Consider the following 26,037-nt stretch of genomic DNA (forward strand, 5'->3'; position numbering starts at 1 on the left):
TAGACTGGCCGAATGCTTGAAGGGATCCGCGGCCCCGCCGATCTGCAGTACCTCACGCAGGCGCAGTTGACCGACCTGGCGGCCGAGATCCGGGAGTTTTTGATCCACAAGGTCGCCGCGACCGGGGGGCACCTGGGTCCCAACCTGGGCGTGGTGGAGCTGACACTGGCGCTGCACCGGGTGTTCGACTCCCCGCACGACCCGATCATCTTCGACACCGGGCATCAGGCCTACGTGCACAAGATGTTGACCGGGCGCGGCCCCGACTTCGGCACCCTGCGCAAGAAGGGCGGGCTCTCGGGTTACCCGTCGCGTGCCGAGAGTGAGCACGACTGGGTGGAGTCCAGCCATGCCAGCTCGGCGCTGTCGTATGCCGACGGGCTGGCCAAAGCCTTCGAGCTGACCGGGCACCGCAACCGACACGTGGTGGCCGTCGTTGGCGACGGCGCGCTGACCGGCGGCATGTGTTGGGAGGCGTTGAACAACATCGCCGCCGGCAACCGGCCGGTGGTGATCGTCGTCAACGACAACGGCCGCAGCTACGCGCCGACCATCGGCGGCTTCGCGGATCACCTGGCCGCACTGCGACTACAGCCCGTCTACGAGCGGCTGCTGGAGCGCGGCCGCGCCGCGGTGCGCGGCGTGCCGGTAGTCGGCGAGATCGGCTACCAGGTGATCCACAGCTTCAAGGCCGGGCTCAAGGACGCATTGGCGCCGCAGGCGCTCTTCACCGACCTGGGGCTGAAATACCTCGGCCCGATCGACGGCCACGACGAGGCCGCCGTGGAGTCGGCGCTGCGCCGTGCGCGGGGCTTCGGCGGGCCGGTGATCGTGCATGTGGTCACCCGCAAGGGCAAAGGCTACGGTCCGGCCGAGAACGACGAGGCCGAGCAGATGCATGCCTGCGGCGTGATCGACCCGCTCACCGGGTACGCGACCGAAACCGCCGGCCGCGGCTGGACGGCGGCCTTCTCCGATGCGCTCATCGAGTACGGCACCAAACGACGCGATGTCGTCGCGATCACCGCGGCGATGCCCGGCCCTACCGGGCTGACCCCGTTCGGGCAGCGTTTCGCCGACCGGATGTTCGACGTCGGGATCGCCGAACAGCATGCGCTCACCTCGGCGGCCGGGCTGGCAATGGGCGGCCTGCACCCGGTGGTGGCGGTCTATTCAACATTCCTCAACCGCGCGTTCGACCAGATGCTGATGGACGTGGCACTGCACAAGCTGCCGGTCACCCTGGTGCTGGACCGATCCGGCATCACCGGCCCGGACGGCGCCAGCCACAACGGCATGTGGGATCTGTCCATCCTGGGCATCGTGCCGGGTATGCGGGTCGCCGCGCCGCGCGATGGCATCCGGCTTCGCGAGGAACTCGGGGAGGCGCTCGACGTCCATGACGGGCCCACGGCGCTGCGATTCCCGAAAGGCGACGTGGGCGAAGACATCCCCGCGATCGAGCGGCGCTCCGGGGTGGACATGCTCGCCGTACCGGCGGACGGGCTTACCCCGGACGTCCTGCTGGTCGCCATCGGTGCGTTCGCGCCGATGGCACTGGCGGTGGCCGACCGGCTGCACAACCAGGGCATCGGTGTAACCGTGATCGATCCACGCTGGGTGCTGCCGGTGCCCGGGGTGATCGCCGAGCTGGCGGTCACCCACAAGCTGGTGGTGACCTGCGAAGACAACGGCGTTGCCGGCGGTGTCGGCTCGGCGGTGTCCGCGGCGCTGCGGCGCGCCGAGATCGACGTGCCCTGCCGTGACGTCGGTCTGCCGCAACGCTTCTACGACCACGCCTCCCGCGGTGAGTTGCTCGCCGAGGTCGGCCTGACCGCCCAGGACGTCGCCCGCCAGATCACCGGTTGGGTGGCGGCGATGGGCAGCTGCAACTGTGTCGAAGAGGTCAGCGAGCATCTGGATTAGTTCGCGGCGGCAACACCTTGTCGAACAACCAGGTGAACGCGAACGTGTAGACCAGGAAGAACGCCAGCAGGCCCACCTCGAGAGCGAACGCCTGCCGCAGTGACACCCGCAGGATCCAGGCCATGATCGGCAACAACACCACCACCAGCCCGCCTTCGAAGCCGATCGCGTGTGCTACCCGGCGGCGCAGGGTGCGGGCCGGGGAGTCCTGCCGCTGCTCCCACAGCTCGAACACGGTGTTCCAGATGTAGTTCCACACCATCGCGATCGTCGATGCCGTCACCGCCATGACACCCGAACTGGCGCCACCGAACCCCAGCACCACGAGGCCGAGGGTGGTCAGCACAATGGCGATCAGTTCGTAGCTGATGACGTAGATGATCCGGCGAACAACTGGTGCCACGAGGTCCTCCAAGGCGAATCGGCCATGGGAAGTCCTTGAAGGTTCGCGTCCATGGTGGCCGTAACGTGAGAAGCGCTGGCCTAACGCTGAATACGGCTGCTGTGTCCGCAGTCTAGCAACACCCCGGTCAGCGGCCGGGGGTGAACGTTCCCCGGCGAACGGCCGGATTAGGCGTCGGCGGTCTTGCCGAGGGCCTGAGCCAGCAACGGCACCGTGAGCTGAAGTTGCCAGGGTCGGGCGCCGCCGGCACTGAGAAATTCTTCGATCACCGCCGCGGGTTCTGGTGTCGCGGGATTCCAGTCCCAGCACAGCCGGCGCAGCAGGTCGGGGGAGAGCAGGTTCTCGGGCGGCACCGTCACCTGTTCGGACACCCGGCTCAGCGCGGCGCGGGCCGCCTCCAGCCGGGCGGCCGCCTCGGGCTTGCGCCGTGACCAGCGCGACGGCGGCGGTGGGCCGTTGTGGGGCTCGACGGAATCCGGCGGCTCCGGGTTCTCGCGGGCGGCGTCCAGCGCGGCCAGCCAGGTCGCCGCGCTGCGGCGCTGCTTGGGCCCGCCGAACACCGGCAGGACGAGCAGTTCGTCGATGGTGGTGGGGTTGGCGATGGCCGCGGCGACGATCGCCGAATCGGGCAGGATCCGCCCGGGGGCGATGTCGCGGCGCGCCGCGATCCGATCGCGCACCGTCCAGAGTTCGCGGACGGCGGCCAGCCCACGCCGGTCGCGCACCTTGTGGATGCCCGACGTGCGCCGCCAGCGGTCCCGGCGGGTCGACGTGGTGAAGTCGGTACTGCGCAGATGGTTGAATTCCTGGGCCGCCCAGTCGGATTTACCCTGTCCGGCCAGCACCTCGGCGATGGCCCCGCGCAGTTCGATCAGCACCTCGACGTCCAGCGCCGCATAGTTGAGCCACTCGGCGGGAAGCGGGCGCTTGGACCAGTCGGCGGCGCCGTGCCCCTTGGCCAGCCCCAGCCCCAGCAGTCGCTGCACCATCGCGGCCAGGTTGACCCGCTCGAAACCGGCCAGCCGCCCGGCCAGCTCGGTGTCATAGAGCGCCTTCGGCCACATGCCGACCTCGGCCAGGCAGGCCAGATCCTGGTCGGCGGCGTGCAGGATCCACTCGTCGTCGTCGAGCACCTCGGCGACCGGACGCAGCAGGGCCGCCGGGTCCTCGCCGGCGCCGACCGGGTCGATGAGCACCGTGCCCGAACCGGCGCGCCGGATCTGGATGAGATAGGCCCGGTTGGAGTACCGGAAGCCCGACGCCCGTTCGGCATCCACCGCGAACGGGCCGTGGCCGACGGCCAACAGATCGGCGGCGGCCCCGATCTGCCTCGCGGTGACCGACACCTCCGGTACCCCGTCGGCGGGATGGGGCAGGGGGGTCGGCTCGGGCTCTTCGAGGGCCGGTTCTGTGGTCTGCTCGGACATCTCAGACGCGGGTTCGGGAGCTCAGGTCGGTGATCCCGACCGGCGGCAGGCCCGCAGCGTGTTCGAGAACCTCGCAGAACGCCTGGACGTGCCCGCCCAGTTCGGGCGTGGTCGCGGTCCAGGACGCCCGCAGCTCCAATTGGTGTCCGCGGGGCGGCCCGGAGATGTCGCCGTAGCGCACCGAGGTGGTCGCGGTGACGGTCCCGCCCAGCGCGGTGACGTGCTCGGTTCGCGACCCCAGCGCCTCGACCAGCCAGCTCCACGCGACCTCGGGCAGGAGCGGGTCGATCGCCTCCTGCGGGTCCAGGTCGGCCTGGATGAACGCCACCAATCGCATGGTGCCGTCCCAGGCGTCGGTGCCGTCCGGGTCGTACAGCAGGATCAGCCGGCCGAACGCGTCGCCGTCGGAGTCCTCCGGGACGAAGTCGGTCTCGGCATGCTTGACCTCGGCGCCCAGCGCATAGCTGTAGGGCGCCAGACGCTGCGGCGGCCGGATCGGGCCCAACTCGATCTCCGGCCGCACCGTCGCGGCGTGCATCGTCGCCACCGCTTCCCGGAAGGGGGCAGGCTCGGCTGATGTCACGGGTGCCGCTCCTTAACTCATCGCTGTGCGCCGCGTCGCCAGCGGCCGGCCCCCGGGTGTTACTGCGCACCGCCGCGACGCGGGTCGCCGGATCTCACGCTAACCCCCGGTGGCGATCGGCGCAGACAGGCGCGCCGAATCGGGGTGGTTCAGCGAGGCTCGACGGAGGAGAGCCGAAGCTGGGACCGCCGCCTGAATCACCGACGGTTCGCCCGCGCAACCCGGCCATGGCAGCATTGACCTCGATGAGTGCCCGTCGTGAGCTGCCCGATTCCCCCTTCCTGGCCGCCGCTGCCGGCCGGCAACCCGCCCGGGTGCCGGTCTGGTTCATGCGGCAGGCCGGCCGGTCGCTGCCGGAATACCGAGCCCTGCGCGCCCAGCACAGCATGCTGGCCGCCTGCTTCGACCCGGAGTTGGTCTGCGAGATCACCCTGCAGCCGGTGCGCCGTCACGACGTGGACGCGGCGATCCTGTTCTCCGACATCGTGGTGCCGCTACGCGGCGCCGGGGTGGACTTGGACATCGTGCCCGACGTCGGCCCGGTGATCGCCGATCCGGTGCGCAGCGCGGCCGATGTCGCCGCCCTGGCCCCGCTGGACCCGCAGCGGGTGACGGCCGTTGCCGAGGCGGTGTCGCTGCTGGTGGGCGCGCTCGGCGAGGTACCGCTGATCGGCTTCGCCGGCGCGCCGTTCACCCTGGCGTCCTACCTGGTCGAGGGCGGGCCCAGCCGGAACCACGCGCACACCAAGGCGATGATGCTGGCCGACCCCGACAGCTGGCATCACCTGATGACCCGGCTCACCGATCTGACCATCGCGTTTCTGACCGTGCAGCTCGACCACGGTGTGGACGCGATCCAGCTGTTCGACTCCTGGGCCGGCACCCTGAGCCTGACCGACTACCGCAACTTCGTGCTGCCGCACAGTGCCCGGGTGTTCGCCACGCTGGCCGACGCCGGCGTGCCGATGACGCATTTCGGGGTGCAGACCGCCGAGCTGCTGGGCGCCATGGCCGAAGCCGGCGCCACCGTGGTGGGCGTGGACTGGCGGACCCGCCTGACCGATGCCGCCGACCGGGTCGGCGCGGGCATCGCCCTGCAGGGCAACCTGGATCCCGCGGTGGTGTTGGCGGGCTGGCCGGTAGTGGAACGCGCGGCCCGCGCCGTCGTGGAGGACGGTCGCGCCGCGGTGGCCGCTGGGGCTTCCGGGCATGTGTTCAACCTCGGGCACGGCGTACTGCCGGAATCAGACCCCGGGGTGCTCACCGATCTGGTGTCGTTGGTCCATTCACTGTGACGTTGTCGTATTGCGTTGTCGGAGGCGGTATCTCCGGTCTGGCCGCCGCCTACCGACTGCGCGCGACGCTCGGTGACGCCGTCGACATCACCCTCTTCGATCCGGCCGACCGGCTCGGCGGCGTGCTGCGCACCGAGACCCTGGGCGGTATCGGAGTCGACGTGGGCGCGGAGGCGTTCGTCGCGCGTCGGCCGGAACTGCCGGCCCTGCTGGCCGAGCTGGGCCTGGCCGATCGGGAACGCACCACCACCGGGGTGCGGCCGCTGCTGTACCGCCACCGGACACTGCATCCGCTGCCGCCGGACACGCTGAGCGGTATCCCGTCCTCGCCGGGGTCGATGGCCGGCCTGGTCGATGAGGAGACCATCGCCCGCATCGCCGCCGAACCCACCCGGCCGCTGACGTTCCAACCCGGTAGCGACCCGGCGCTGGGGGCGCTGGTGGCAGACCGGTTCGGCGAGCAGGTGGTCGCCTGCTCGGTGGATCCGCTGATCGGCGGGGTGTACGCCGGTTCGGCGGCGACGGTCGGTCTGCGCTCGGCGGTGCCGGCCCTGGCCGCCGCGCTGGACGACGGCGCACCCAGCCTCACCGAGGCGGTGCGCCGGGCGCTGCCGCCGAAAACCGGTGAACCGGTGTTCGGTGCGATCGCCGGCGGCTACCAGGTGCTGATCGACGCACTGGTACGCCGAAGCAGGCTGCGCTGGGTACAGGCTGCGGTGACGCAGATCGACCCGACCGGAGACGGTTGGCTGTTGCGCGACTCCGCCGGGGGCTACTACCGCGCCGACCGGGTGGTGATGGCCGTGCCCGCCAATGTGCTGGCCCGGCTGGCCACCGGGTTCGCCCCGCGCGCCGCGGCGGCCGCCAGCCAGATCACCAGCGCATCGTCGGTGGTGGTGGCGATGGCGGTGCTGGCCGGTGCGCCGTTCCCGGCCAACTCCGGAGTGCTGGTCGCGACCGGGGAGCGGCTGCACGCCAAGGCGATCACCTTGACCTCACGCAAGTGGGACCACTGGGGGTACGGCGGCAAGGTGGAGCTGCTGCGGTTGTCGTTCGGCCGGTTCGGCGACTCCCGCACCCGGGCCTCCGACGCCGAGCTGGTGGGTTGGGCGGTGGCCGACCTGGAGACCGTCTTCGGTGCCGTGGTCGATCCGCTGGATGTCCGGGTGCAGCGCTGGCCTGCGGCGATGCCGCAATACCGGTCCGGCCACGCCGCCCTGGTCGCCAGGCTTCGCGCCGGACTGCCGGCAACGGTGGCCGCCGCGGGCAACTACCTCGACGGCATCGGGGTGCCGGCCTGCGTCGCGGCGGCCGATCGGGCGGTGGCGGCCGTGACCAGCGCCACCCCGGCACCCTAGAGCGGTTCGGGGCGCATCGTGGCAGCATATGGACCATGGCGCACCTCGATTACGACAAGCTGAATTCCACTATCCGCTACGTGATGTTCTCGGTGTTCTCGGTTCGTCCGGGGGTGCTCGACGAAGGTCCCGCCACCCGTGACGAGATCGCCGATCAGGCCGCCACCTTCTTGAAACAGCAGGAAGAACGCGGCGTGGTGATCCGCGGTATCTACGATGTCGCCGGCCTGCGCGCCGACGCCGACTTCATGATCTGGAGCCACGCCGAGCGCATCGAGGACCTGCAAGCCGCCTACGCCGGTTTCCGCCGCACCGCACTGGGCCGGGCCTGCACCCCGGTGTGGAGCAACGTGGCACTGCACCGCCCCGCCGAATTCAACAAGAGTCATGTCCCGGCGTTCATCGCCGGTGAGCCGGCCGGTGCCTACATCTGCGTGTACCCGTTCGTGCGCTCTCACGAGTGGTACGTGCTGCCCGAGGAGGACCGCCGCCGGATGCTGGCCGAACACGGGATGGCCGCCCGACCGTACAAGGACGTCCGCGCCAACACCGTGCCGGCGTTCGCGCTCGGTGACTACGAGTGGATCCTGGCGTTCGAGGCGCCCGAACTCGACCTCATCGTCGATCTGATGCGCGACCTGCGAAACACCGAGGCGCGCCTGCACGCTCGGGAGGAGACCCCGTTCTTCACCGGTCCGCGCATCGAGGTCGAGCAGTTGGTGGCCACCCTGCCGTGAGCTCGTCGGTTGCCGGCGACGCCGAACGGTTCGAGGAGATCTACCGCGCCGATCAGACCGCCCGGGGATTGCCGGCCTCCACCCCGTGGGACATCGGCGGACCGCAGCCGGTGGTGCGGCGTCTGGTGGCGCTGGGTGCGATCCGGGGGGCGGTGCTCGACCCGGGGACCGGACCGGGCCACCACGCGATCCACTTCGCCCGGCACGGCTTCGACGCGACCGGCATCGACGTGTCCGAGACGGCCATCGAGCGTGCTCGTGCCAACGCGCAGGCGGCGGGGGTGACCGTTGATTTTCGGGTCGGCGACGCCAAGGCTCTCGATGGTTTCTCCGCTTGTTTCGACACCGTCGTCGACACCGCCTTCTACAACACGTTCGGCGGTGATTCCCAGCACGATTACCTGCGGGCGCTACACCGGGCTACCAGGCCGGGTGCCCGGCTCTACATGGTCGAAGCCGCCGACTACAACATCAACGGGTTCTTCATGCCCCCGGCGATGTCGATCGACGAGCTGCGATCCGGGCTGCCGGCCGGTGGCTGGCGGATCGACTACCTGGGGCCGACCAGCTACCTGGTTAATGTCAGTGCGGCGGGGTTCGCCGCGCAGGTCGAGCGGAATCCGGACGCGCCGCCGCGGATCCGGGCGATCGCGCAACGGCTGGCGGTCATCGAGCCGCTGATGGACGGGCAGCTGGCGCACGCCCCGTTCTGGGAAGTCCACGCCGCTCGCATCGACTGAATTCGCCCGATCGGCTCAGGACGGCGGCACCAGCCGCAGGCAGATCGAGTTGATGCAGTACCGCTGATCGGTCGGGGTGGGGTAGCCCTCGCCGGTGAACACATGGCCCAGGTGGCTGTGGCAGGCCGCGCACAACACCTCGGTGCGGCGCATCCCCAGCGAGTCGTCCGGGCGCAAGATCACCGCATCGGAGTCCGCCGGGTCGAAGAACGACGGCCAACCGCAGTGCGACGGGAATTTCTCTGTGCTGCGGAACAATTCGGCACCGCACGCCCGGCACTCGTAGACACCTTCGGTGGTGGTGTCGGTGTATTCGCCGGTGTTCGGGGGCTCGGTGCCGCCGCGACGCAGCACGGCGAACTCCTCAGCGGTGAGTTTGCGGCGCCACTCGTCGTCGGTGAGTGCCACTTTCGGAGAGGTCATGCCTCCACGTTAACCCTGTCCGTCTCATCCGCCAGCCACGCCGGATCGATCCCGTGGTCGAGGCGGTCGGCCTCCCGCGCATCGAGGTAGCGGTAACACAGCACCGCGCACACCACGATCAGCAGCAGCGACCAGCCGTAGGTGATCTTGAGGTAATCCAGCGGCCGCCCGACGTTCATCCACCGGAAGATCAGCCACTTGTCCAGCGTCATGAAGCCGTAGACGCCCAGCCACGCCGGCCAGTTGCGCAGCACCGAGTTCGGCAGCACCACCGTCATCAGGAAGGGGAACAGCACGATCGAGTAGTAGCCCTGGCCCAGTGACAGCACCAGGAACGACGTGGTCAACAGCACGCCCGAGGAGGTCAGCAGCCAGAACCGAGGGTCGCGGGTGCGGTAGTAGCGGTACAGCAGCCACAGGCTGAGCGCCGCGATCGCGGTGAACAACACCCGCAGGAACAGGATCAGCGCGGGAGGCAGGCCGAAGAACACGCCGTTGCCCAGGATCGAGGAGTTGAAGTAGTCCCGGGTGCCCATGATGTAGGGAACAGTGTGGGCGAAATAGCTGGTCGGATCGCTGGCCAGCGGAAACGCGACCAGGTTGAACAGCACCGGTGCCGCGACCGCGCCGATCAGCGGCCGCCACTGCCGGTTGAGCACCGGTAGCAGCAACAGCGGCGCCAGCACCGGTTTGACCACCAGGGTCAGTCCTATCGCGACACCGGCCCACCATTGGCGGCCCTCGCGGCCGTCGAGCACCCAGCGCAAGAACAGCACCTCGGCCAGCAGGACCACACCGTTGATGTTGGTGAATACCAGCGTGCTGGACACGCTCTCGGTGAGAAACATCGCCGCCAGCAGGGCCGGCGCCGCCACCGAGGTCAGCCCGAAACCGAACATCCGCAGCAGCAGGTAGGCGGCGAGCAGGATCGCGATCGTGTTGGTGGCGATGAACGTGTAGCGCGATAGGGTCTCGGGCAGATACCCGAACGGCGACATCAGCAAGGTGCCGCCGGGGGAGTAGAGGTAGTGCGGGTCGACGTAGTCGAAGTGCTCGTTGTAGATGTCCAGGCCGTGCCGGAAGTTGAGCACCGCGCGGTAGACCGGCTTGAAGTCGTCGGTGATGTTGCCGTTGAGCGGCAGGATCACCGCGCGGTGAATCAACGACATGATGGCCACCGGCCACAGCACCGAACGCAGCACGGTCGCGGCGCTCGGCGCGCTGGTCGGTGGGCGGAAGGCGGTCAGCAGACTGCTGCGAAGTGAGTTAACTGCCGTCACCAGCGCACCGTACACCGAACGGGTGCGCCCGCCTCAGCTCAGGCCGGGCAGTAGACGTCGGTGTCGGGCAGCTTGCCGCTGTCGAGATAGCCGATCAGCGGGGGCAGCGTGCACGACGAGTACACGGTGGCCCCGTGACCGATGCCCTGCCACATCACCCGCTTGCTGGCCGCGCCGGCGTTGATGACGGCCGCGGCGGTGGCCGCCACACCCTCCTCGCCGACGATCGGGTCGTTTTGCACCCCGAACAGCAGCACGTCGATCTTGAGCTCCTTCGCCGCCTCCGGGGTGGCGCTGCTGGGCCAGCTCAGGCACTGCGCCATATCGAGGGCGCCGACGGCGCCGAACTGCGGGTACTCCTTGCCCCAGGCGACCAGCAGCTCCCGGACCCGGTCGGGGGTGGGCCGGTTGAGCGCGTCGGCGCACGAATTGATGAAGTGGCCGTCGCTGCCGACGGTGCCCTGGGCCCGGTTGATGAGGTTGTTCAGCAGGTTGGCGTCACCGGCATGCGCGCCGGCCAGCGCCCTGGCCAATTCGTTGGTGCTGCTGACACGGTCACCGATGGGATAGCCCAGGGTGCTGACGATGGCATGGGTCACCGCGGCCACCGAGGCGCCGCCCGGACCGTTCCCGGTACGGGCGGAGTCCAGCACCGCGTCCACGACACCCTTGGGGTCGGGCGCCAGGGCGCAGTTCACCGCGACGCACTGGGCGGCGAACGCCTCGAAGGCCGCCTCCTGGCCCTTGATCCGCTGCTCGGCGGCGGCCTCGGCGGCCACGCCAAGCGGGATGGGGGAGTCCAGCGCCAACCGGGCCACCTTGCCGGGATGGGATCCGGCGTAGGCCAGGGCGACCTGGGCACCATTGCCGATTCCGATCAGGGCCAGCGCCGGAACGTCCCAGATGCTGCGCAGCCGTTCGAGGTCGGTGGCGGCGTGGGTGTTGTCGTAGGAGGACTCCCCGGGCGAGATGGCGTCGGTGCAGTCGGTGGTGGCGTCCATCGCGACGGTGCCCAGGTTGGCCACCGGGTCGTCGCCGGCGGCGAACTGCGCCAGGTTCCACATCTCCTCGCGATCACCGCGGTCGCGGCAGTCCACCGGGCTCGACATGCCGGTGCCGCGCCGGTCCACGGCCACGACAGGGTGGCCGGCGAGCACATCGGCACCGCCGCGCGCCAGCCAGGTCGGCAGCTGCAGCGAGGACGGCAGGTCCCAGCCGGTGGTGAACACCACGGGCCCGGCGTCGGCGGGGGTCTGCACCGACCTGGCCCGCACCACACCGATGCTGATCGCCGTGGAGCCGCCCCCGAGCGGGTCGACGTCGGCGTCATAACTGGCACAGTCCAACCGCACCCCGGGGGTCGCGGGCACCGCGGCGTCATTGAACACCCGCGCCGTGCAGTCATGCCAGGGCAGGTCGTTCTTGGGTACCTCGACCGGCGGCGGGCCGGCGCTGTCGGGGGTGGATTCGGGTTGCCCCTGCGGGCCGGCGCCGGAGTCGGTGGCGAAGCGCGGGTTCGCGGCCAGCCCGGGCGCACAGCCGGCCAGCACGGTGGCCACCGGCAGGGCGACCGCGAGCGCGATCCTGGCAAACCTGGCGTGGCGGGTCATGCCTGTCACCTTATAGGCGGGCGCTTTTGACGTAGCGGCCGTAGAGGTAGCCGGATTCGTCGGTCAGCAGATGCGCGCAGTGCATCCGGGTCGCCACCTCGCCGGGGCCGGTGGCGATGCGCCGGGCCAACCCCCCGACGAGGAAAGGCGCGACGGTCAGGCACAGCTCGTCGAGCAGATCGCGTTCGATGAACGAGCCCAGCAGGGTCGGCCCGCCCTCGGTGAGCACCCGATACTGCCCGCGTGCGGCCAACGTGGACAGGATCGCCGCCTCATCGACCCGGTCCGGGTCGCCGGCCGAGCAGTCCAGGACCTCTGCGTGCCCGGCCAGCCGCCGCCGGGTGTCGCCGGCCGCCGCAGCGCTGGTCAACACCAACGGCGCCAACTCGGTGTCGGTGAAGACCCGCATGCCCCGGTCGAGTTGCCCGGAGCGGCTGACGATCGCCAGCCGGGGCACCTCGGACTGGCCGCGGTCGCGGCGACGCAGGCGCTCGGTGACGTTGAGCCTGGCGCCGCCGTAGTTCTCGACCCGGACCGTGCCGGCGCCGACCACCACGATGTCGGCCAGTGCCCGCAGCAGCATGAACAGGGTCCGGTCGCCCGTGCTCGCCAGCTCGCCGGTCTTGCCCTCCAGCGTTGCGCCGCCGTCGATGCTGCCGATGAAATTGGCCCGCAGCCAGATGCGCGGGTTGTCCCGTTCGGGGTAGGCGTACAGCCGGGCCAGTTCGGCATCATCGACGGGCTGAGCCGCGTCCAACCGGGTGAAACCCGGGTCTGCGCTGAGGTCGGACATGGCCACGATTGCACCATGTGGCTACAGTTCCTGCGTGCCTAACTCCGCCGTCGAGTCGATCCCTCACCTGGTGGACCGGCATCCGGCGGTCTCACCGGAGCGGTTGATCGCGCAGCTCAAGCCGCCTCCGACGTTCTCTGGCGCCAGCTTCGCCAGCTACCGGCCCGACCCCGCCGAGCCCACCCAGGCGGCGGCCGTGGCGGCCTGCACCGCGTTCTGTGCGCAGGCGCTGGCGCGGCGGGCCGGGCGGCGAAGACTGTTCGGCAAGCGCGAAGTGCTGCCGGGTGTCGGGCTCTACCTCGACGGCGGGTTCGGCGTGGGCAAAACCCACCTGCTGGCGTCGGTCTACCGCGACATCACCGAGACCACCGATGCAGCGCAGCCGCATCGGACCGCGTTCGCGACATTCATGGAACTGACCCAGCTGGCCGGCGTGTTCGGTTTCACCGAGTGCATCGAGTTGCTCGGCGGCTACACGGTGGTGTGCATCGACGAGTTCGAACTCGACGACCCGGGCAACACCACCCTGGTGTCACGGCTGCTGTCGGAGCTGGTGGCGCGCGGGGTCTCTGTTGCTGCCACGTCGAACACCCTGCCCGAGCAGCTCGGCGAGGGACGCTTCGCCGTGCAGGATTTTCTACGGGAAATCCATGCTCTGGCAAGCATTTTCACTCCGGTGCGGGTCGACGGTCCGGACTATCGGCATCGGGACCTGCCGCCTGCTCCCGAGCCGCCGTCTGCGCAGCAGGTCATGCAGCGCGCCGCGGCGCAGCCCGGCTCCACCCTGGACGACTTTGACGCGCTGTGCGCGCACCTGGCCACCATGCACCCGTCGCGGTACTTGACGCTGATCGAAGGCGTCACCACGGTGTTTCTCACCGGTGCGCATCCCATCGAAGATCAGAACGTGGCGCTGCGCCTGGTGGCGCTGACCGACCGGCTTTACGACGCGGGCACCCCGGTGGTGGCCTCCGGGGCGAAGCTGGACGACATCTTCAGTGCCGAGATGCTGGCCGGCGGGTACCGCAAGAAATACCTGCGGGCCACATCCCGGTTGCTGGCGCTGAGCAGCGGCGGTTAGCGAGGTTCGACGCAGGAGAGCCGAAGCTGGGCCGCCGCTTCACACCCGGCGGTTAGCGAGGCTCGACGGAGGAGAGCCGAAGCTGGGCCGCCGCTTCACACCCGGCGGTTAGCGAGGTTCGACGGAGGAGAGCCGAAACTGGGCCGCCGCTTCACACCCGGCGGTTAGCGAGGTTCGACGGAGGAGAGCCGAAGCTGGGCCGCCGCTTCACACCCGGCGGTTAGCTCACAGATTCCACTGCGCCAGGCGCAGGCCGGTGTTGCGCGAGAGCATCACCACGTGGGTGACCAGGCCGCGGTAGACATCCCAGTAGACGCCGCCGGTGACGGTCGAGCCCTGCGGTGCGTTGGTCAGCACCGCGTCCAGGGTGGTCGGGTCATCGGTGTGCTTGGACACATAGGCGTCGCCGCCGGGGGTGACACCGTCGAACGTGACTGAGGCGGCCATGATGTAGGGGTTGGGCACCGAGATCGGGTGGATGGTCACGTTCGCCCGCCAGGGACCGCCCTGGGCGCGCCAGCGTGGCGTGCCGTTCTGGCCCCAGCCCGGCGGGATCTCGCTGGGCAGCACGTCGTGCACCGTCACATCGGCGATGATCTTGCCGAAGGCCTCGTCCTGGTACTGGATACGCAGCGTGTCGCCGAGCCGGCCGATCGGCGCCTCCGGTGTGGTGGTGGGCGTGGCGTATCCGGCGGCCGGCGCCGTCAAGGCCAACACGGTGGCTATGGAAGTGACGAGGGCCAGAGTCCAGCGATGCATCGTGTCCTTCTTCGGTTTGTTTGTGGGCATGATGGCACATCGAGGTTTTGGGCGCACCGGCCTTGGCCAGGGGGATTGCGAAGTGTTTCAGGGTGTCGGTCAGTTCGCGGGGTCAGTCTCGCCGGCGGCCGGGTGCGTGGTGATCGATTCCAGGGCTCTGGCGAGGTCGGCTTCGGCCCTGTCCCGGTCCACTCCGGCGCGATGTAGCGGTCCGGCGTCGTCTTCGGATTCAAGCAATGCCAGCAGCAGGTGTTCGGTGCCGATGTAGTTGTGCCCGAGCCGAAGTGCGGTGCGGAACGTCAGCTCCAGCGCCTTGCGGGCCGGCCCGCTGAACGGAATCAACGCGGGTGGTTCACCCTCGCCGGGCGGAAGTGTGACGGCGGCCGCGACGGCGCCCGGTTCGATGTGCTGTGCCGTGATCAAGGCGGTGGCCAGCGCGTCGGGATCGTGCAGCAGGCCCAGCACCAGGTGGCCGGGGGTGATCTCGGCGTTGCGCGCCCGGTGGGCGGCGTTCTGGGCCGCCACCACCGCGCTGCGGGCCCGCGGCGTGAAACGGGCGAAGCCCTGCTCGGCGTCGAGCGCGGCGGCCTCCGGGCGCGGGACGAACCGCTTCTGCGCGGCCTGCTTGGTGACTCCCATGCGCTTGCCGATCTCCGTCCACGACGCGCCGGACCGGCGGGCCTGGTCGACGAAGTGCCCGATCAGGTGGTCGGCGACCTCGCCGAGGTGCTCGGCGGCCAGCACGGCGTCGGTCAACTGCTCCAGGGGATTGTCGTGCACATCGGTGATGGCGTTGATGAGGTCGTCCAGACGCACGGGCGGGGTCAGGGGAGTCGGATCGGCCATGGCGTCAACTGTAGGTTGACGATAGAAAATCGTCAACCGTTGATTGACGATGTGCGGCGGTGGGTCAGGACAGTAGCCATTCGCCGAAGTCATCGGCGAACCCCGACGACGGCGCGTATCTGACCTTCGTCGGGCTGATGCCGCGGGGCAGGGCGAAGACCACGCAGCCGGTCGCCGACTCGCCGGGGTCGAGCTCGAAGATGCCCGAATCGAAGTTGGTGCACTCGCTGACGTTGTTCAGATCCGGTGCGTAGCTGCGGCCGTCGGAACCGAACACGGTGGTGTTGATGTTGACGTCGCCGTCGATGGCCGCCGATCCCGGGTCGGCGATCTTGAGTTGGGTCGCCAGGTAGCTGACGGCGGGATCAGCCTTGTCGGGCGTGACGGTAGCGGGGCTGATGATGCGTTCGAGGGTGACCTCGATCGTGCTGCCGTCGGCCCTGGTCAGGGTCAGGGTGTCGCCGGTGTGCCCGGATTTTGTTGCGGCCGTGCGGGATTCCGCCGCACTGGACGATGTCGTCCCGCTCGCCGAGTCGGTGGGACCGGAGCAGGCCGCCAGCACGGCGGTAGACAACAGTGCCGCGGCAGACAGGGCGGTGACGGGTCGATTCATGGGGGTCATCCTTGAGTACCTTTCCGGCGACGCGTGCGTTGCTACCGATTGTGCTGCCTGGCTGCTCCTCGGGGAGAACTGGCCCACGATTCGACCGGGGCGGATTGTTCGGTGCCGGGGCCGGCCGCGTCCGGCGCGGCGTGATCGATGACCGTCAGCGGGTCATGCGATAGCCGGTGGGCGTCCGGGGTGCGGCGGCAGGGCAGCGTCCGGTTGTGCGGGCTGGCACATGTGCCGCAGCAATTCCCGATAGATCAATCCGCCCAATGGGTTGCGCATGTCGACCCGCGAGTCGGCTGGCACCAACTGGTCGCCGCACTTCGCCCAACCAGACCCGAATCCGCCCGGCCCGGGCGGCGGTGGAGGTGTTGGGCCGGGATCAGCGCCGGCGGTGCCGCAGGAGCCGACCATGCAAGCGATGACGCCGGCCCAGATCGTCGCGGCAGTGCCGCGGCGCCGGTGTCGGCCTGGTGTGATGGGGCGGGGCATAGCGCCACCATGTCATTGCTTACCGACATCCACGGCCATCACAGTGCCCTGGAAATTGCGGCGGATTACGCGACCGATGTGGCGCATAGGTGATGCCCGCCCGGGGCCGTGGCCCGTTTGGGTGTCCTTACCTGCGAGGACATGGTGCGCGGTACTGGGATTGAACCAGCGACCTCTTCCGTGTCAGGGAAGCGCTCTCCCGCTGAGCTAACCGCGCTTAGAGCCAAGGAACGGAGGTGGAGACGGGAATCGAACCCGTGTGCACGGCTTTGCAGGCCGTTGCCTCACCACTCGGCCACTCCACCGCAAGGGTTGATGCCACTTGACACCCTCGAGCGGATGACGGGATTCGAACCCGCGACCCTCACCTTGGCAAGGTGATGCGCTACCAACTGCGCTACATCCGCGTGCCACGGGCGAGATCGTCGCCCGTCGCGAAGCAGAACATTAGTCCACTGATGTGAGGCAACACAACTTGCCCTGTCAGATCGGCGCGTCGGCTGAAAATCGGCCTGCGCGTTGAGGCGCCGGGGCCCGGGCGTGCTAGTCTTCGACCTCGTTCATCCGGTCTCGTAGCTCAGGGGGAGAGCGTCCGCCTCACACGCGGAAGGTCGCTGGTTCGATCCCAGCCGGGACCACCACGTGCGCTACGCGCGCACCGTCGCAGGCTTTCGCCGTGCCGAAGTTCCCCGCCGTCGTCTGCTACTGCTAGACCATCTCGGGCGCGTTCAAATGTGCGATCGCCAGGTCGAACTCGGCGACCTCGAGCACCTCGGCGCCGGCGTCGTTGACAGCCCTGGCCCAGATCGCCTGCTCACCGCCGCGGCTGGCCACCATTGCCGCGCGGTCGTCGAAGCTGATCGAGGAGACCGCGCGCCCCGAGGGCCGGTCCACCAGCAGAGTGGTGCTGCAGAAGCCGTCCAGGTCGGCCATCTCGGGTATCAGCGCCAGCTTGAAGGTGTCGATCATCCGCTCCAGACCCGCCGGGTCGGTCCGCAGCCAGGTGACCCGCACGCCGGCGTGGCGTCGGGACCGGTGATCGCGGCGTACGGCGGAGATCTCCCAGCGGGTGATCTCGGCGGTGGCATGGAAGATCTCGGTGGCGCGGTCGCACAGCTGCTGGGCACCGGCCTCGCTGGCGCGCAGGGTGTCCTCGTCCAGCCAGGACGACGTCACGATGCACCGGCCGGCGTCGCGGTCGACCAGCATGGACATCCCCGCGCAGCCCTCCATGTCGGCCAGGGTCGGCATCACCACGCCGCGGACGTGGGTGATCCCCTCATCGAGGAAAGACGGATGGGCGTGAATGGTGGTTGCGCGCGCGAACATATCGGCCTCCGAGTGATCGGGGCGACGCCCCGGCGGCGCCGCCGGTCTCCCTTCCACCATGCTCCGGCGACGCTGCGGGGGCAACCCTATCCGGCGCTTTCTTCCACGGCGTCGGACTCGTGGCGATGCTGGGCTTCCAACTCGGCGATGTGCGCACCGATGCGTCCCCGCAGCGCGATGGTGCCGATGACACCACCGAGCACCGCGACCAGCAACGCGACCCAGGAGAACCGGGACAGCCATTGTTCGGCGGCCATCCCGGCGTAGTAGACCAGGGCGGTGGTGCCGCCGGCCCAGCAGATCGCACCGGTCACATTGGCCACGAGGAACTGCGGGTAGCGCATCTTCAACGCCCCGGCCAGCGGCCCGGCCAGGATGCGCAGCAACGCGACGAACCGGCCGAAGAACACCGCGCTCGTACCCCAGCGCCCGAACAGGCGTTCCGCGTACGCGACGTGGCCGGGGCCGAAGTGCCGGGGGAACCGCCGGCCCAGGCGGTCGAAGAGCGGCATGCCGAAGCGCCGCCCGATCGAATATCCGATCGAGTCGCCGATCACCGCGCCGATGATCGCCGCCGCCGCGACCCCGGCCGGGTCGACCGCCAGGTCGTGGCGCGACGACAGCAACGCGGCTCCGACCAACATGACTTCGCCGGGCAACGGGACGCCCAGGCTCTCGATCCCGATCACTCCGCCGACGAGCAGATAGACCAAAACGGGCGGGATCGACTGCAACAAGACATCCACCGACATGCGGCCAAGCATGCCTGACGCCGGCCCGGTGCGCCCGCGCAGATCATCGTCGGGCGAATATGGTCACCTTGTAGCGTTACCGGGCGCGCATTCCGGCGGTCGAATCGAGGAGCGGCAGTGGAATTCAACCTCGCCCAGGTGTTCTCGACGGTGGCGGCGACAATCCCGGACCGGGATTGCGTCGTATTCGGCGACCGTCGATTGTCCTTCGCCCAGGTCGAGGACCGCTCGCGCCGACTGGCGCGGGCACTGCACGAGCGCGGCCTGGGCGCGCGCCGGGAGCGTGCGCAGCTGGCCGCTCATGAATCCGGGCAGAGCCATCTCGCGCTGTATCTGGCCAATGGAAATGAATACCTGGAAGGGATGCTGGGGGCCTACCACGCCCGCGTCGCCCCGTTCAACGTCAACTACCGCTATGTGGCCGACGAACTGGTCTACCTGTTGGCCGACGCCTCGGCCGAGGCGGTCATGTACCACGCGCGGTTCGCCCCCACGCTGGCCGAGGCACTGCACCGGGCCGGCGACCGGCTGCCGGCGATGCTGTTGATCCACGTCGACGACGACTCCGGCAACGAACCGCTGCCCGGTGCACTGCGCTACGAGCACCTGCTGGCCACCACCGCTGGCAACGCACTGGACCTGCCGCTGTCGCCAGACGACCTGTATGTGCTCTACACCGGCGGCACCACCGGCATGCCCAAGGGTGTGCTGTGGCGCCAGCACGACATCTTCATCAACGCGATGGGCGGCCGGGAGTTGGGCACCGGCGCCGTTCCCACCAGCCTGGAGGAGATCGCCGACCGCAGTCGGGCCGCGGGGGCGGGCTCGATGACGGTGGCCCCGCTGATGCACGGCGCCGCCCAGTGGGCCGCGTTCATCACGCTGCTCGGCGGGCGATCGTTCGTGATGTCGGCGATCACCGACCGGTTCGACCCGGTCGCGACCTGGCAGTTGGCCGGCCGCGAGCGCGTCATTTCGCTGTCGATCGTCGGCGACGCCTTCGCCCGGCCACTGGCCGACGCGCTGGAAGCCGGCGGCCCCGAGCTGGCCGAACACCTGTCGGGCCTTGCCGTGCTGGCCAGCGGCGGGGCGCCGTTGACCGTTCCGCTCAAGCAGCGGATCTTGGATCTGCTGCCGCACCTGTCGATCCTCGACGCCGGCGGCTCCTCGGAGACCGGCGCCCAGATGGGCCAGACCACCAGCCGGGGCCAGGCCTGGACCGGCCGGTTCACCCCGAACCCGGGCGCCGTCGTGGTCAGCGAGGACATGACCCGCATCCTGCGACCCGGCGACGACGAGATCGGCTGGCTGGCCCAACAGGGTCACGTGCCGCTGGGCTATCTGGGCGACCCGGACAAGACCGCGCGCACCTTCCCCGACATCGAAGGCATCCGGCATTCGGTCCCCGGTGATCGGGCCCGCTGGGATGGCGACGGCGGCATCGAGTTGCTCGGCCGCGACTCGGTGACGATCAACTCCGGCGGCGAGAAGATCTTCGCCGAGGAGGTCGAAGCCGCGGTCGCCCGGCATCCGGCCGTCTACGACGTCGTCGTGGTGGGCCGGCCCAGCCAACGGTGGGGCCACGAGGTCGTGGCGGTGGTGCAGCTGGCCGAGGGCGCAGAGGCCGACGCCGGCGACATCATCACCGCGGCCGCCCGCTACATCGCGCGCTACAAGCTGCCCAAGGACGTGGTGTTCTGCCAGCGGGTGCAGCGCTCGCCGTCGGGCAAGGCCGACTACCGCTGGGCCAAGGCGCAGGCAGCCGCGGTCAGCGCCTAGCCGAACCGCGGCTTGCGCTTCTCCCGGACGGCGGCCAGGCCCTCGTGCACATCCGGGCCGGAGAAGCCGAGGAACTCCAGCCCCAGCGCGGTCTCGAAGGCCGGTGCGAACTGCCGGTACCAGTAGTTGAGGCTGTGCTTGGTGAAGCGGATCGCGTCCTGGGCGCCGTGCGCCAGGTCGTCGGCGATGCGCGTCGCGGTCGCCAGCACCTCCTCGTCGTCGACGCACTTGGAGACCAGCCCGATCCGCTCGGCCTCCTCGCCGTGCAGCGTCTCGCAGGTCAGCAGGTAGTACTTGGCCTTGGCCATGCCCACCAGCAGCGGCCAGCAGATCGCCGCGTGGTCTCCGGCGGCCACGCCCAGCTTGGTGTGGCCGTCGATGAGCCGGGCGGTGCGCCCGGCCACCGAGACGTCCGACAGCAGTGCCACCACCAGACCGGCGCCGACGGCCGGGCCGTTGATCGCCGAGATCACCGGTTTGGAGAAGTTGACCATGTTCAGCACCAGGTCGCGGGCCTCCCGCAGGACCTGCATCCGCCCGGGGTAGTCCCCGATGGTCTTCTCGATCAGCTCGAAACTGCCTCCGGCGGAGAAGGCTTTGCCCTCACCGCGGACCAGCACCGCGCGCACCGCGTCGTCGCGTTCGATCGCCGGCCACACGTCGGCGAGGTCGCGGTGCATCTGCGGGCCCACCGAATTGAGCCCGGGCGCGTCCAGCACCATCTGCAGCACACCGTTGTCGCCGGTTTCGAGTCGAAGGGTGGGGAAGTCGCTGTATCTGTCAGGCATCAGTTGTTTCTACCCGACCGTCACCGACGGGGTCTAGCAACACCCTTGCCGTTGGATACCGCCGGATCCGGCGCCGCCGCCGGGCCTGCCGGTCACGAGCGCGGCGTCGGGTGGCTGGCGTTCTCGAAAAACCTTGTGCTGTATGAAACTGTCCGGACTGATACGTGAATATGACTGATGCGCAAGAGTTTCCGTGACAAATCGCCAGCCAGACCCCGGTTCACCGGATGCGGTTCGATCAGCCGGTCGCCATCAGGTTCAAGAACTGACGCTTCTGGTGAATCGTCAAGTAACGCAAGCCATCGGATCCGGCTACGAACTGGCGTCGGGACCGTTTGGGCATCCACAGCAGCGCGCCGGCCGCCAGTTCGATCGTGCCCAACTCGGTGGTGAGCCGACCGCTGCCGGACAGCACATGGATCAGGGCGTCGATCTCCGGGCCGACGTGCATGCCGGTGTCCTGGCCGGCCGACAGGCTGGTGACGTCGGCGTCGATCTCGCGGCTCTGCACGTCCAGCTTCCAGACCACCCCGGCCGGGTCGGCTTCCACGCCCTCCCCGGTGGTCGCGGTGTCGGTCAAGATCCACGGCACGGCGGTCGAGGACAACCGGGAGATTCTGGTCCGCCACAGCGCACCGCGTTCGCGGCCCTTCTCCAGGTACTCCCACCCGTAGCTGCCCGGGTGTTCGCGTTCGAACTCAAGGCGCAGGGGCTCCGGTTCGTGGTCGTTGAGCAGCACAAATGATTCGCCGGCCGCCAGCTTGGCGAAGGTCGCGAAGATCGTCTTGTGCTTCTCCGGTTTGGGTAGCACCCGGGCGTCTAGTTCGACCTCCGACATTTAGGCCTGCCTTTCTAGTTTCTACAAAATCCCTTGTGTAAACTCTACGCCCATGGCATATGTGATCGGGAAGCCGTGCGTTGACGTGATGGACAGGGCCTGCGTGGAGGAGTGCCCCGTCGACTGCATCTACGAAGGCGGGCGAGCCCTCTACATCCATCCGGATGAATGTGTGGACTGCGGTGCCTGCGAGCCGGTATGCCCGGTCGAGGCCATCTACTACGAAGATGACCTTCCAGACGAGTTGCAACCCCATCAGGCTGACAACGCGGAGTTCTTCACCGAACCGCTGCCCGGGCGTGACGAGGCACTCGGCTCGCCCGGCGGGGCCGCCAAGATCGGCCCGCTCGGCATCGACACCCCGCTTGTGGCCAGCTTTCCTCCCCAGGGGGAGTGAGCGACATCGTTAAGCCGCCTGGGCCGCCTGGAGGACGTCGTCTTGACGTGCTTCGGCTGGTGCAGGCCGCGGACGAGCCGCTGAGCATCGCGCAGATCGCCGACGAATTGGGGGTGCACCCCAACACGGTGCGCTTCCATCTGGACACCCTGGTGGACGAAGGGCGTGTCGAACACACCGAACCCGACCACAAGGGCCGGGGCCGTCCGGCGCTGATGTTCCGGGCGATCCGGCAGATGGACCGCGGCGGCACACGTCGGTTCCGGCTGCTCGCGGAGATCCTCACCATCGGCTTGGCCGCCGACTCCGACCCCAGCGGCAAGGCGCTGGCGGCCGGTCGGGCGTGGGGGCAGCGAATGCGGCCGCAGAACCGCCCGGCCGAGCCCGCCGACGCCGAGGAGTCGACCGACCACCTCGTCGATATGCTCGACGAGTTGGGATTTCAGCCCGAACACCTCGAACCCGACGACGCCGGCGAGCAGCAGCTCGGTCTGCGCCACTGCCCGTTCCTCGAACTCGCCGAGACCTCGACCGAGGTGGTCTGCCCGATCCACCTGGGCCTGATGCAGGGTGCGCTGGAAGCCTGGGACGCACCGGTGACCGTCGACCGCCTCGACTCGTTCGCCAAGCCCGATCTGTGTGTGGCGCACCTGAAGTCGATGAAGGTCGACGAGTCCAGGCCGGCCCCGAACGGGGCCCGGATCGATCAGACGCCCCCGGGTCCGGTGCGAGTGGAAGGGCCCACCGGGTGAGCATTGCCGCCGGCATCGCGATCGCCGCGACGTTTCTCTGGCTGGGCATGGTGGTCGCGATCTCGTTTATGGAAGCGCCGCTGAAGTTCCGCGCGCCCAACGCGACGATTCCGGTCTGCCTCGGCATCGGGCGACTGGTGTTCCGGGCCCTCAACGCCGCCGAGTTCGTGCTGGCCGCGGCCATCGCGGTGACATTTGCGACCGAGCGCCCGAGCGCCGCCACCGCCGTGGCGTTCGCGGTCGCCGTGGCGATGTTGTTCACCCAGATGCTGGCGGTGCGGCCCCGCCTGAGCCGGCGCGCCGACCAGGTGCTGTCCGGGCTGGATGCGCCCCGCTCCCGCGCGCACTACGCCTACGTCGGCTTGGAGCTGATCAAGGTCGCCGCACTGGTGCCACTGGGCATCCTGTTGCTGTCTCGCTGAGCTGTCCGCCCCGAATACCCACCCGCGAGCCGAAGGACTACCGATGGAATCGACCTCCCTGACCACGTTGGCCGACGAGCAGTTGGCCGAGGCCAGGCAACACCACAGCGGGCGCTCGGCCCACACCATCTACGGTGGCTCCGTACACCACCTGCGTCAGACGCTGGTCGCGCTGCGGGCCGGTCAGGCGCTGGCCGAACACGACAGTCCGGGGGAGTCGACACTGCAGGTGCTACGCGGCCGGGTGCGGCTGACCGCCGGTGATGACGCCTGGGAGGGCTCGGCCGGGGAGCTCGTCACCCTGCCGCGCAGCCGCCACGCGCTGGAGTCGCTGGAGGATTCGGTGGTGCTGCTGACGGTCGCCAAGAGCGCCTCCCACTGAGCGTGCCCGCGGCACCGCTCTGCACGGCCTGGTCGCTACGGGCCGGGCTGCGGGTGCCCGTCCTCAACGCCCCGATGGGCGGGGTGGCCGGTGGGCGGCTGGCAGCCGCCGTCACCGCGGCGGGCGGGCTGGGCATGATCGGGATGGGCAGCACCGCCACGGCGGCGTCACTGGCCGCCGAGCTGGCCCTGCTCGGGCCGGCCCGGTTCGGAATCGGCTTGGTGGACTGGGTGATCCGCGATCAGCCGGACCTACTCGACACGGCCTTGGCCGCCCGCCCGGTGCTGCTCTCGGTGAGCTTCGGCGACGACCTGTCCTGGGTCGAGCGCGCCCACGCGGCCGGGATCCGGGCCGCCACCCAGGTCTATGACGTCGAGACCGCCCGTCGTGCGCAGGACGCCGGGCTGGACGTGCTGGTGGCCCGCGGCGCCGAGGGCGGCGGTCACGGGGAGATCCGGCTGGCCACCCTGCCGCTGCTCGATGCCGTCCTGGACGCCGTGACGGTCCCGGTGCTGGCCGCCGGTGGGATCGCCTCCCCGCGCAGCCTGGCCGCGGTGCTGGCGGCCGGCGCTGCCGGCGCCTGGCTGGGCACCTGCCTGTCGGCCTGTCCCGAGGCGTTGACCAGTGAGGGCGCCCGGCGTGCTCTGATCGCGGCGGACGGTACCGACACTCTCACGACCCGGGTGTTCGATGTCGGCCAGCGACTGGAGTGGCCGGCGCGGTTCCCGTCGCGGGTGTTGCGCAACGACTTCGCGGACCGCTGGGCGGGCCGCGAGGGCACGCTGGCGGGCGATGCGCATGCCGCCGCGGAACTGGCTGCCGGGGTCGCCGCCGACGATCAGCGCGTCGCCCCGGTCGACGCCGGCCAGGGCGTGGGGTTGCTCAGCGGCAGCCGTCCGGCGGCGGTGGTGATCGGCGAGCTGTGCACCGGGGCGCAACAGTTGCTGGCGCGCTGGGCCTAGCCCGGGCCCGCTGCGGCACGGAGCACGACGCAGCACCGGGATGGGTCCGGGCAGAGCCGAGCCTGGGGGCCGTGCGGTGTCAGGGCATCGCTGACGCCGCTGATCAGTGCGAGGTTCATGGTGCAGGCCAGCTCCGTCTGAGCCTGGGCCAACGCGTGGAACGGGCAATTGGCCAAGAAGACCTCGCCAGAAGCGGCGGGGCCGTCGCGTGGTTCATAGCCGTGTTCGCCGAGCACACCGACGGCCAACTCGAGTGCGGCCTCCGCATCTGTCGGCTCCCGGCCCTCGGTCGCCGTGCTGCCGAGTTCGCGGCCGTAGTCGCGGGCCAGGGCGCGCAGCACCTCGATCGCCGGTGTGCCGGTACGGGCGGATTCGGCGATCGCAGCGGCCATCAGCCGGCCCGCCAGCTCATACTCCCGCGGCGGCAGGCTGACGGCGATCTGGTCGGGGGAGCGTCGGTAACGCTTTGACGGGCGGCCCGCGCCGGGGCCGGAGCGGCCGGTCAGCCGGGCATAGTCGCTCTGCAGCAGGCCGTCGGCCTCCAGCCGGTCAAGATGGAATTTGGCCTGGTGGCGGGCGATCCCGGTCGCGGCGGCAGCCTCGTCACGGCTGACCGGGGCGGGCTGGGCGGCGACGAATCGATACAGCTCACGTCGGACCGGATCGGTGAGTGCGCCGATCCGGGTCACATCGCGCTCGCGGTTGGGCATGGTCGGTGAATTTCTATCGGATAAAACTCTTGACGTTAGATTCTACCCGTTCTAACGTACAAAGTGTTGATCGTTAGAACTGAGGAGGATGTCATGGGTACCACCGGTCATGCGGGTTCACCTGCCGTTTCGCAACGGTTGAAGGATCCGTTGTTCGAGGCGTTTTTCCTACTGCGGACCCTGTTCACGGTCGCTCCGATCCTGTTCGGTCTGGACAAATTCTTCAACCTGCTGCCCCAGGTGCCCGGCGGCGCGGGGCCGAGCCACTGGGACAAGTATCTTGCCGGCTGGATCAATGACATCCTGCCGGGCAACGGCGACCAGGCGATGTACCTGATCGGCGTCATCGAGATCGTGGCCGGTGTCCTGGTCGCGGTGGCGCCGCGGATCGGGGCCTGGGTGGTAGCGGCCTGGCTCGGCGGCATCATCGTCGACCTGCTCACCCTGTCCGGCTACTACGACGTCGCGTTGCGCGACTTCGGCCTGCTGGTCTCCGCGGTCGTGCTGGCCCGGCTGGCCCAGGCCGTGCACACCCGCCAGGTGACCTGACAGGTCCCGCCGAC

At 69.5% G+C, this 26,037-nt stretch carries 28 protein-coding genes and 4 tRNA genes; 14 read left to right on the plus strand and 18 right to left on the minus strand.

Annotated elements, in window-relative coordinates; translation table 11 throughout:
- Positions 1–12 precede the first annotated feature (12 nt).
- Positions 13–1,926: a 1-deoxy-D-xylulose-5-phosphate synthase gene (gene dxs / locus G6N23_RS08385; RefSeq protein WP_085260500.1), complete on the plus strand. Its 1,914-nt coding sequence runs from the start codon at positions 13–15 to the stop codon at positions 1,924–1,926.
- Here dxs and G6N23_RS08390 read toward each other — a convergent pair.
- The 3 genes from G6N23_RS08390 to G6N23_RS08400 all read right to left on the minus strand — a co-directional run bounded on the left by G6N23_RS08390 (position 1,907) and on the right by G6N23_RS08400 (position 4,294).
- The gene (locus G6N23_RS08390; RefSeq protein WP_085260501.1) at positions 1,907–2,329 is read right to left on the minus strand and encodes a PACE efflux transporter; all 423 of its coding nucleotides are present in this window, start codon (positions 2,327–2,329) and stop codon (positions 1,907–1,909) included. The two genes, dxs and G6N23_RS08390, sit on opposite strands and share 20 nt — an antisense overlap.
- 167 nt (positions 2,330–2,496) lie before the next feature.
- The gene (locus tag G6N23_RS08395) at positions 2,497–3,756 is read right to left on the minus strand and encodes an HRDC domain-containing protein (protein WP_085260502.1); all 1,260 of its coding nucleotides are present in this window, start codon (positions 3,754–3,756) and stop codon (positions 2,497–2,499) included.
- Position 3,757: 1 nt separating this feature from the next.
- Positions 3,758–4,294, minus strand: coding sequence for a DUF3000 domain-containing protein (locus tag G6N23_RS08400; RefSeq protein ID WP_234808581.1), 537 nt, complete (start codon positions 4,292–4,294; stop codon positions 3,758–3,760).
- 290 nt (positions 4,295–4,584) lie between these two features.
- Here G6N23_RS08400 and hemE point away from each other — a divergent pair, with 290 nt between their 5' ends.
- From hemE to G6N23_RS08420, 4 genes are read left to right on the plus strand one after another with little or no spacing between them, the layout of a single operon-like run.
- The gene (gene hemE / locus G6N23_RS08405) at positions 4,585–5,634 is read left to right on the plus strand and encodes a uroporphyrinogen decarboxylase (RefSeq protein ID WP_085260570.1); all 1,050 of its coding nucleotides are present in this window, start codon (positions 4,585–4,587) and stop codon (positions 5,632–5,634) included.
- Positions 5,631–6,992, plus strand: coding sequence for a protoporphyrinogen oxidase (locus tag G6N23_RS08410; RefSeq protein WP_085260504.1), 1,362 nt, complete (start codon positions 5,631–5,633; stop codon positions 6,990–6,992). The genes hemE and G6N23_RS08410 overlap by 4 nt, the downstream gene beginning before the upstream one ends.
- A gap of 35 nt (positions 6,993–7,027) precedes the next feature.
- Positions 7,028–7,729, plus strand: coding sequence for a hydrogen peroxide-dependent heme synthase (hemQ, locus tag G6N23_RS08415; RefSeq protein ID WP_085260505.1), 702 nt, complete (start codon positions 7,028–7,030; stop codon positions 7,727–7,729).
- Positions 7,726–8,469, plus strand: coding sequence for a class I SAM-dependent methyltransferase (locus tag G6N23_RS08420; protein ID WP_095173911.1), 744 nt, complete (start codon positions 7,726–7,728; stop codon positions 8,467–8,469). The genes hemQ and G6N23_RS08420 overlap by 4 nt, the downstream gene beginning before the upstream one ends.
- Before the next feature lie 15 nt (positions 8,470–8,484).
- Here the strand turns inward: G6N23_RS08420 and msrB are convergent, their stop codons facing one another.
- The 4 genes from msrB to G6N23_RS08440 are packed head-to-tail and all read right to left on the minus strand — an operon-like array spanning position 8,485 to position 12,575.
- Entirely contained in the window at positions 8,485–8,892 is a 408-nt protein-coding gene (gene msrB, locus G6N23_RS08425) for a peptide-methionine (R)-S-oxide reductase MsrB (RefSeq protein ID WP_085260506.1), read from the minus strand.
- The gene (gene aftC / locus G6N23_RS08430; RefSeq protein ID WP_085260507.1) at positions 8,889–10,187 is read right to left on the minus strand and encodes an arabinofuranan 3-O-arabinosyltransferase; all 1,299 of its coding nucleotides are present in this window, start codon (positions 10,185–10,187) and stop codon (positions 8,889–8,891) included. The genes msrB and aftC overlap by 4 nt, the downstream gene beginning before the upstream one ends.
- Positions 10,188–10,210: 23 nt before the next feature.
- Entirely contained in the window at positions 10,211–11,782 is a 1,572-nt protein-coding gene (locus G6N23_RS08435) for an alpha/beta hydrolase (protein ID WP_085260508.1), read from the minus strand.
- A gap of 10 nt (positions 11,783–11,792) precedes the next feature.
- A complete protein-coding gene (locus G6N23_RS08440) occupies positions 11,793–12,575 on the minus strand; it encodes a pyrimidine reductase family protein (RefSeq protein WP_085260509.1) in 783 nt (260 codons plus the stop codon).
- Here G6N23_RS08440 and zapE point away from each other — a divergent pair.
- Complete coding sequence (gene zapE, locus G6N23_RS08445) at positions 12,574–13,656, plus strand: cell division protein ZapE (protein ID WP_085260510.1); 1,083 nt, start codon at positions 12,574–12,576, stop codon at positions 13,654–13,656. The two genes, G6N23_RS08440 and zapE, sit on opposite strands and share 2 nt — an antisense overlap.
- A gap of 225 nt (positions 13,657–13,881) precedes the next feature.
- On the opposite strand, the gene G6N23_RS08450 is transcribed toward zapE, so the two are convergent.
- The 6 genes from G6N23_RS08450 to G6N23_RS08475 form a co-directional block, all read right to left on the minus strand.
- Positions 13,882–14,415: a hypothetical protein gene (locus G6N23_RS08450; RefSeq protein ID WP_085260511.1), complete on the minus strand. Its 534-nt coding sequence runs from the start codon at positions 14,413–14,415 to the stop codon at positions 13,882–13,884.
- A gap of 99 nt (positions 14,416–14,514) precedes the next feature.
- The gene (locus tag G6N23_RS08455; protein ID WP_085260512.1) at positions 14,515–15,261 is read right to left on the minus strand and encodes a Clp protease N-terminal domain-containing protein; all 747 of its coding nucleotides are present in this window, start codon (positions 15,259–15,261) and stop codon (positions 14,515–14,517) included.
- Between the two features lie 64 nt (positions 15,262–15,325).
- Positions 15,326–15,874 (minus strand): DUF4352 domain-containing protein, encoded by a 549-nt coding sequence (locus tag G6N23_RS08460; RefSeq protein WP_234808575.1) that lies wholly within the window; start codon positions 15,872–15,874, stop codon positions 15,326–15,328.
- Between the two features lie 631 nt (positions 15,875–16,505).
- A tRNA-Val gene (locus G6N23_RS08465) sits at positions 16,506–16,580 on the minus strand.
- Between the two features lie 17 nt (positions 16,581–16,597).
- Positions 16,598–16,668: transfer RNA gene (locus G6N23_RS08470), tRNA-Cys, on the minus strand.
- A gap of 29 nt (positions 16,669–16,697) precedes the next feature.
- Positions 16,698–16,770, minus strand: a tRNA-Gly gene (locus G6N23_RS08475).
- A gap of 159 nt (positions 16,771–16,929) precedes the next feature.
- Between G6N23_RS08475 and G6N23_RS08480 the strand changes: the two genes are divergently transcribed.
- Positions 16,930–17,004 (plus strand) — tRNA-Val (locus tag G6N23_RS08480).
- A 67-nt stretch (positions 17,005–17,071) separates the two neighbouring features.
- On the opposite strand, the gene G6N23_RS08485 is transcribed toward G6N23_RS08480, so the two are convergent.
- Both G6N23_RS08485 and G6N23_RS08490 read right to left on the minus strand, forming a co-directional pair.
- Positions 17,072–17,692, minus strand: coding sequence for an antibiotic biosynthesis monooxygenase (locus G6N23_RS08485; protein WP_085260514.1), 621 nt, complete (start codon positions 17,690–17,692; stop codon positions 17,072–17,074).
- 86 nt (positions 17,693–17,778) lie between these two features.
- Positions 17,779–18,444, minus strand: coding sequence for a DedA family protein (locus G6N23_RS08490; protein ID WP_085260515.1), 666 nt, complete (start codon positions 18,442–18,444; stop codon positions 17,779–17,781).
- 117 nt (positions 18,445–18,561) lie between these two features.
- Between G6N23_RS08490 and G6N23_RS08495 the strand changes: the two genes are divergently transcribed.
- Entirely contained in the window at positions 18,562–20,223 is a 1,662-nt protein-coding gene (locus tag G6N23_RS08495) for an acyl-CoA synthetase (RefSeq protein WP_085260516.1), read from the plus strand.
- Here the strand turns inward: G6N23_RS08495 and G6N23_RS08500 are convergent.
- Entirely contained in the window at positions 20,220–21,011 is a 792-nt protein-coding gene (locus G6N23_RS08500) for an enoyl-CoA hydratase/isomerase family protein (protein WP_085260517.1), read from the minus strand. The genes G6N23_RS08495 and G6N23_RS08500 overlap by 4 nt on opposite strands.
- A gap of 238 nt (positions 21,012–21,249) precedes the next feature.
- Entirely contained in the window at positions 21,250–21,849 is a 600-nt protein-coding gene (locus G6N23_RS08505) for a DUF2249 domain-containing protein (protein WP_085260518.1), read from the minus strand.
- Between the two features lie 52 nt (positions 21,850–21,901).
- Between G6N23_RS08505 and fdxA the strand changes: the two genes are divergently transcribed.
- The 5 genes from fdxA to G6N23_RS08530 all read left to right on the plus strand — a co-directional run bounded on the left by fdxA (position 21,902) and on the right by G6N23_RS08530 (position 24,764).
- Positions 21,902–22,246 (plus strand): ferredoxin, encoded by a 345-nt coding sequence (gene fdxA / locus G6N23_RS08510; protein ID WP_085260519.1) that lies wholly within the window; start codon positions 21,902–21,904, stop codon positions 22,244–22,246.
- Positions 22,243–22,998 (plus strand): helix-turn-helix transcriptional regulator, encoded by a 756-nt coding sequence (locus G6N23_RS08515; RefSeq protein ID WP_085260520.1) that lies wholly within the window; start codon positions 22,243–22,245, stop codon positions 22,996–22,998. Before fdxA ends, G6N23_RS08515 begins: the two co-directional genes overlap by 4 nt.
- Entirely contained in the window at positions 22,995–23,420 is a 426-nt protein-coding gene (locus G6N23_RS08520) for a hypothetical protein (RefSeq protein WP_095173910.1), read from the plus strand. The genes G6N23_RS08515 and G6N23_RS08520 overlap by 4 nt, the downstream gene beginning before the upstream one ends.
- A 43-nt stretch (positions 23,421–23,463) precedes the next feature.
- Positions 23,464–23,802, plus strand: a complete 339-nt coding sequence (locus G6N23_RS08525; protein WP_085260521.1) for a cupin domain-containing protein — start codon at positions 23,464–23,466, stop codon at positions 23,800–23,802.
- Between the two features lie 74 nt (positions 23,803–23,876).
- Positions 23,877–24,764, plus strand: coding sequence for an NAD(P)H-dependent flavin oxidoreductase (locus tag G6N23_RS08530; RefSeq protein WP_085260573.1), 888 nt, complete (start codon positions 23,877–23,879; stop codon positions 24,762–24,764).
- On the opposite strand, the gene G6N23_RS08535 is transcribed toward G6N23_RS08530, so the two are convergent.
- Positions 24,761–25,474: a helix-turn-helix transcriptional regulator gene (locus G6N23_RS08535; RefSeq protein ID WP_085260522.1), complete on the minus strand. Its 714-nt coding sequence runs from the start codon at positions 25,472–25,474 to the stop codon at positions 24,761–24,763. The genes G6N23_RS08530 and G6N23_RS08535 overlap by 4 nt on opposite strands.
- A gap of 93 nt (positions 25,475–25,567) precedes the next feature.
- On the opposite strand from G6N23_RS08535, the gene G6N23_RS08540 reads away from it, so the two are divergent.
- Positions 25,568–26,023, plus strand: a complete 456-nt coding sequence (locus tag G6N23_RS08540; protein WP_085260523.1) for a DoxX family membrane protein — start codon at positions 25,568–25,570, stop codon at positions 26,021–26,023.
- Positions 26,024–26,037 lie beyond the last annotated feature (14 nt).

Source organism: Mycolicibacter terrae (assembly GCF_010727125.1).
Taxonomy (GTDB): domain Bacteria; phylum Actinomycetota; class Actinomycetes; order Mycobacteriales; family Mycobacteriaceae; genus Mycobacterium; species Mycobacterium terrae.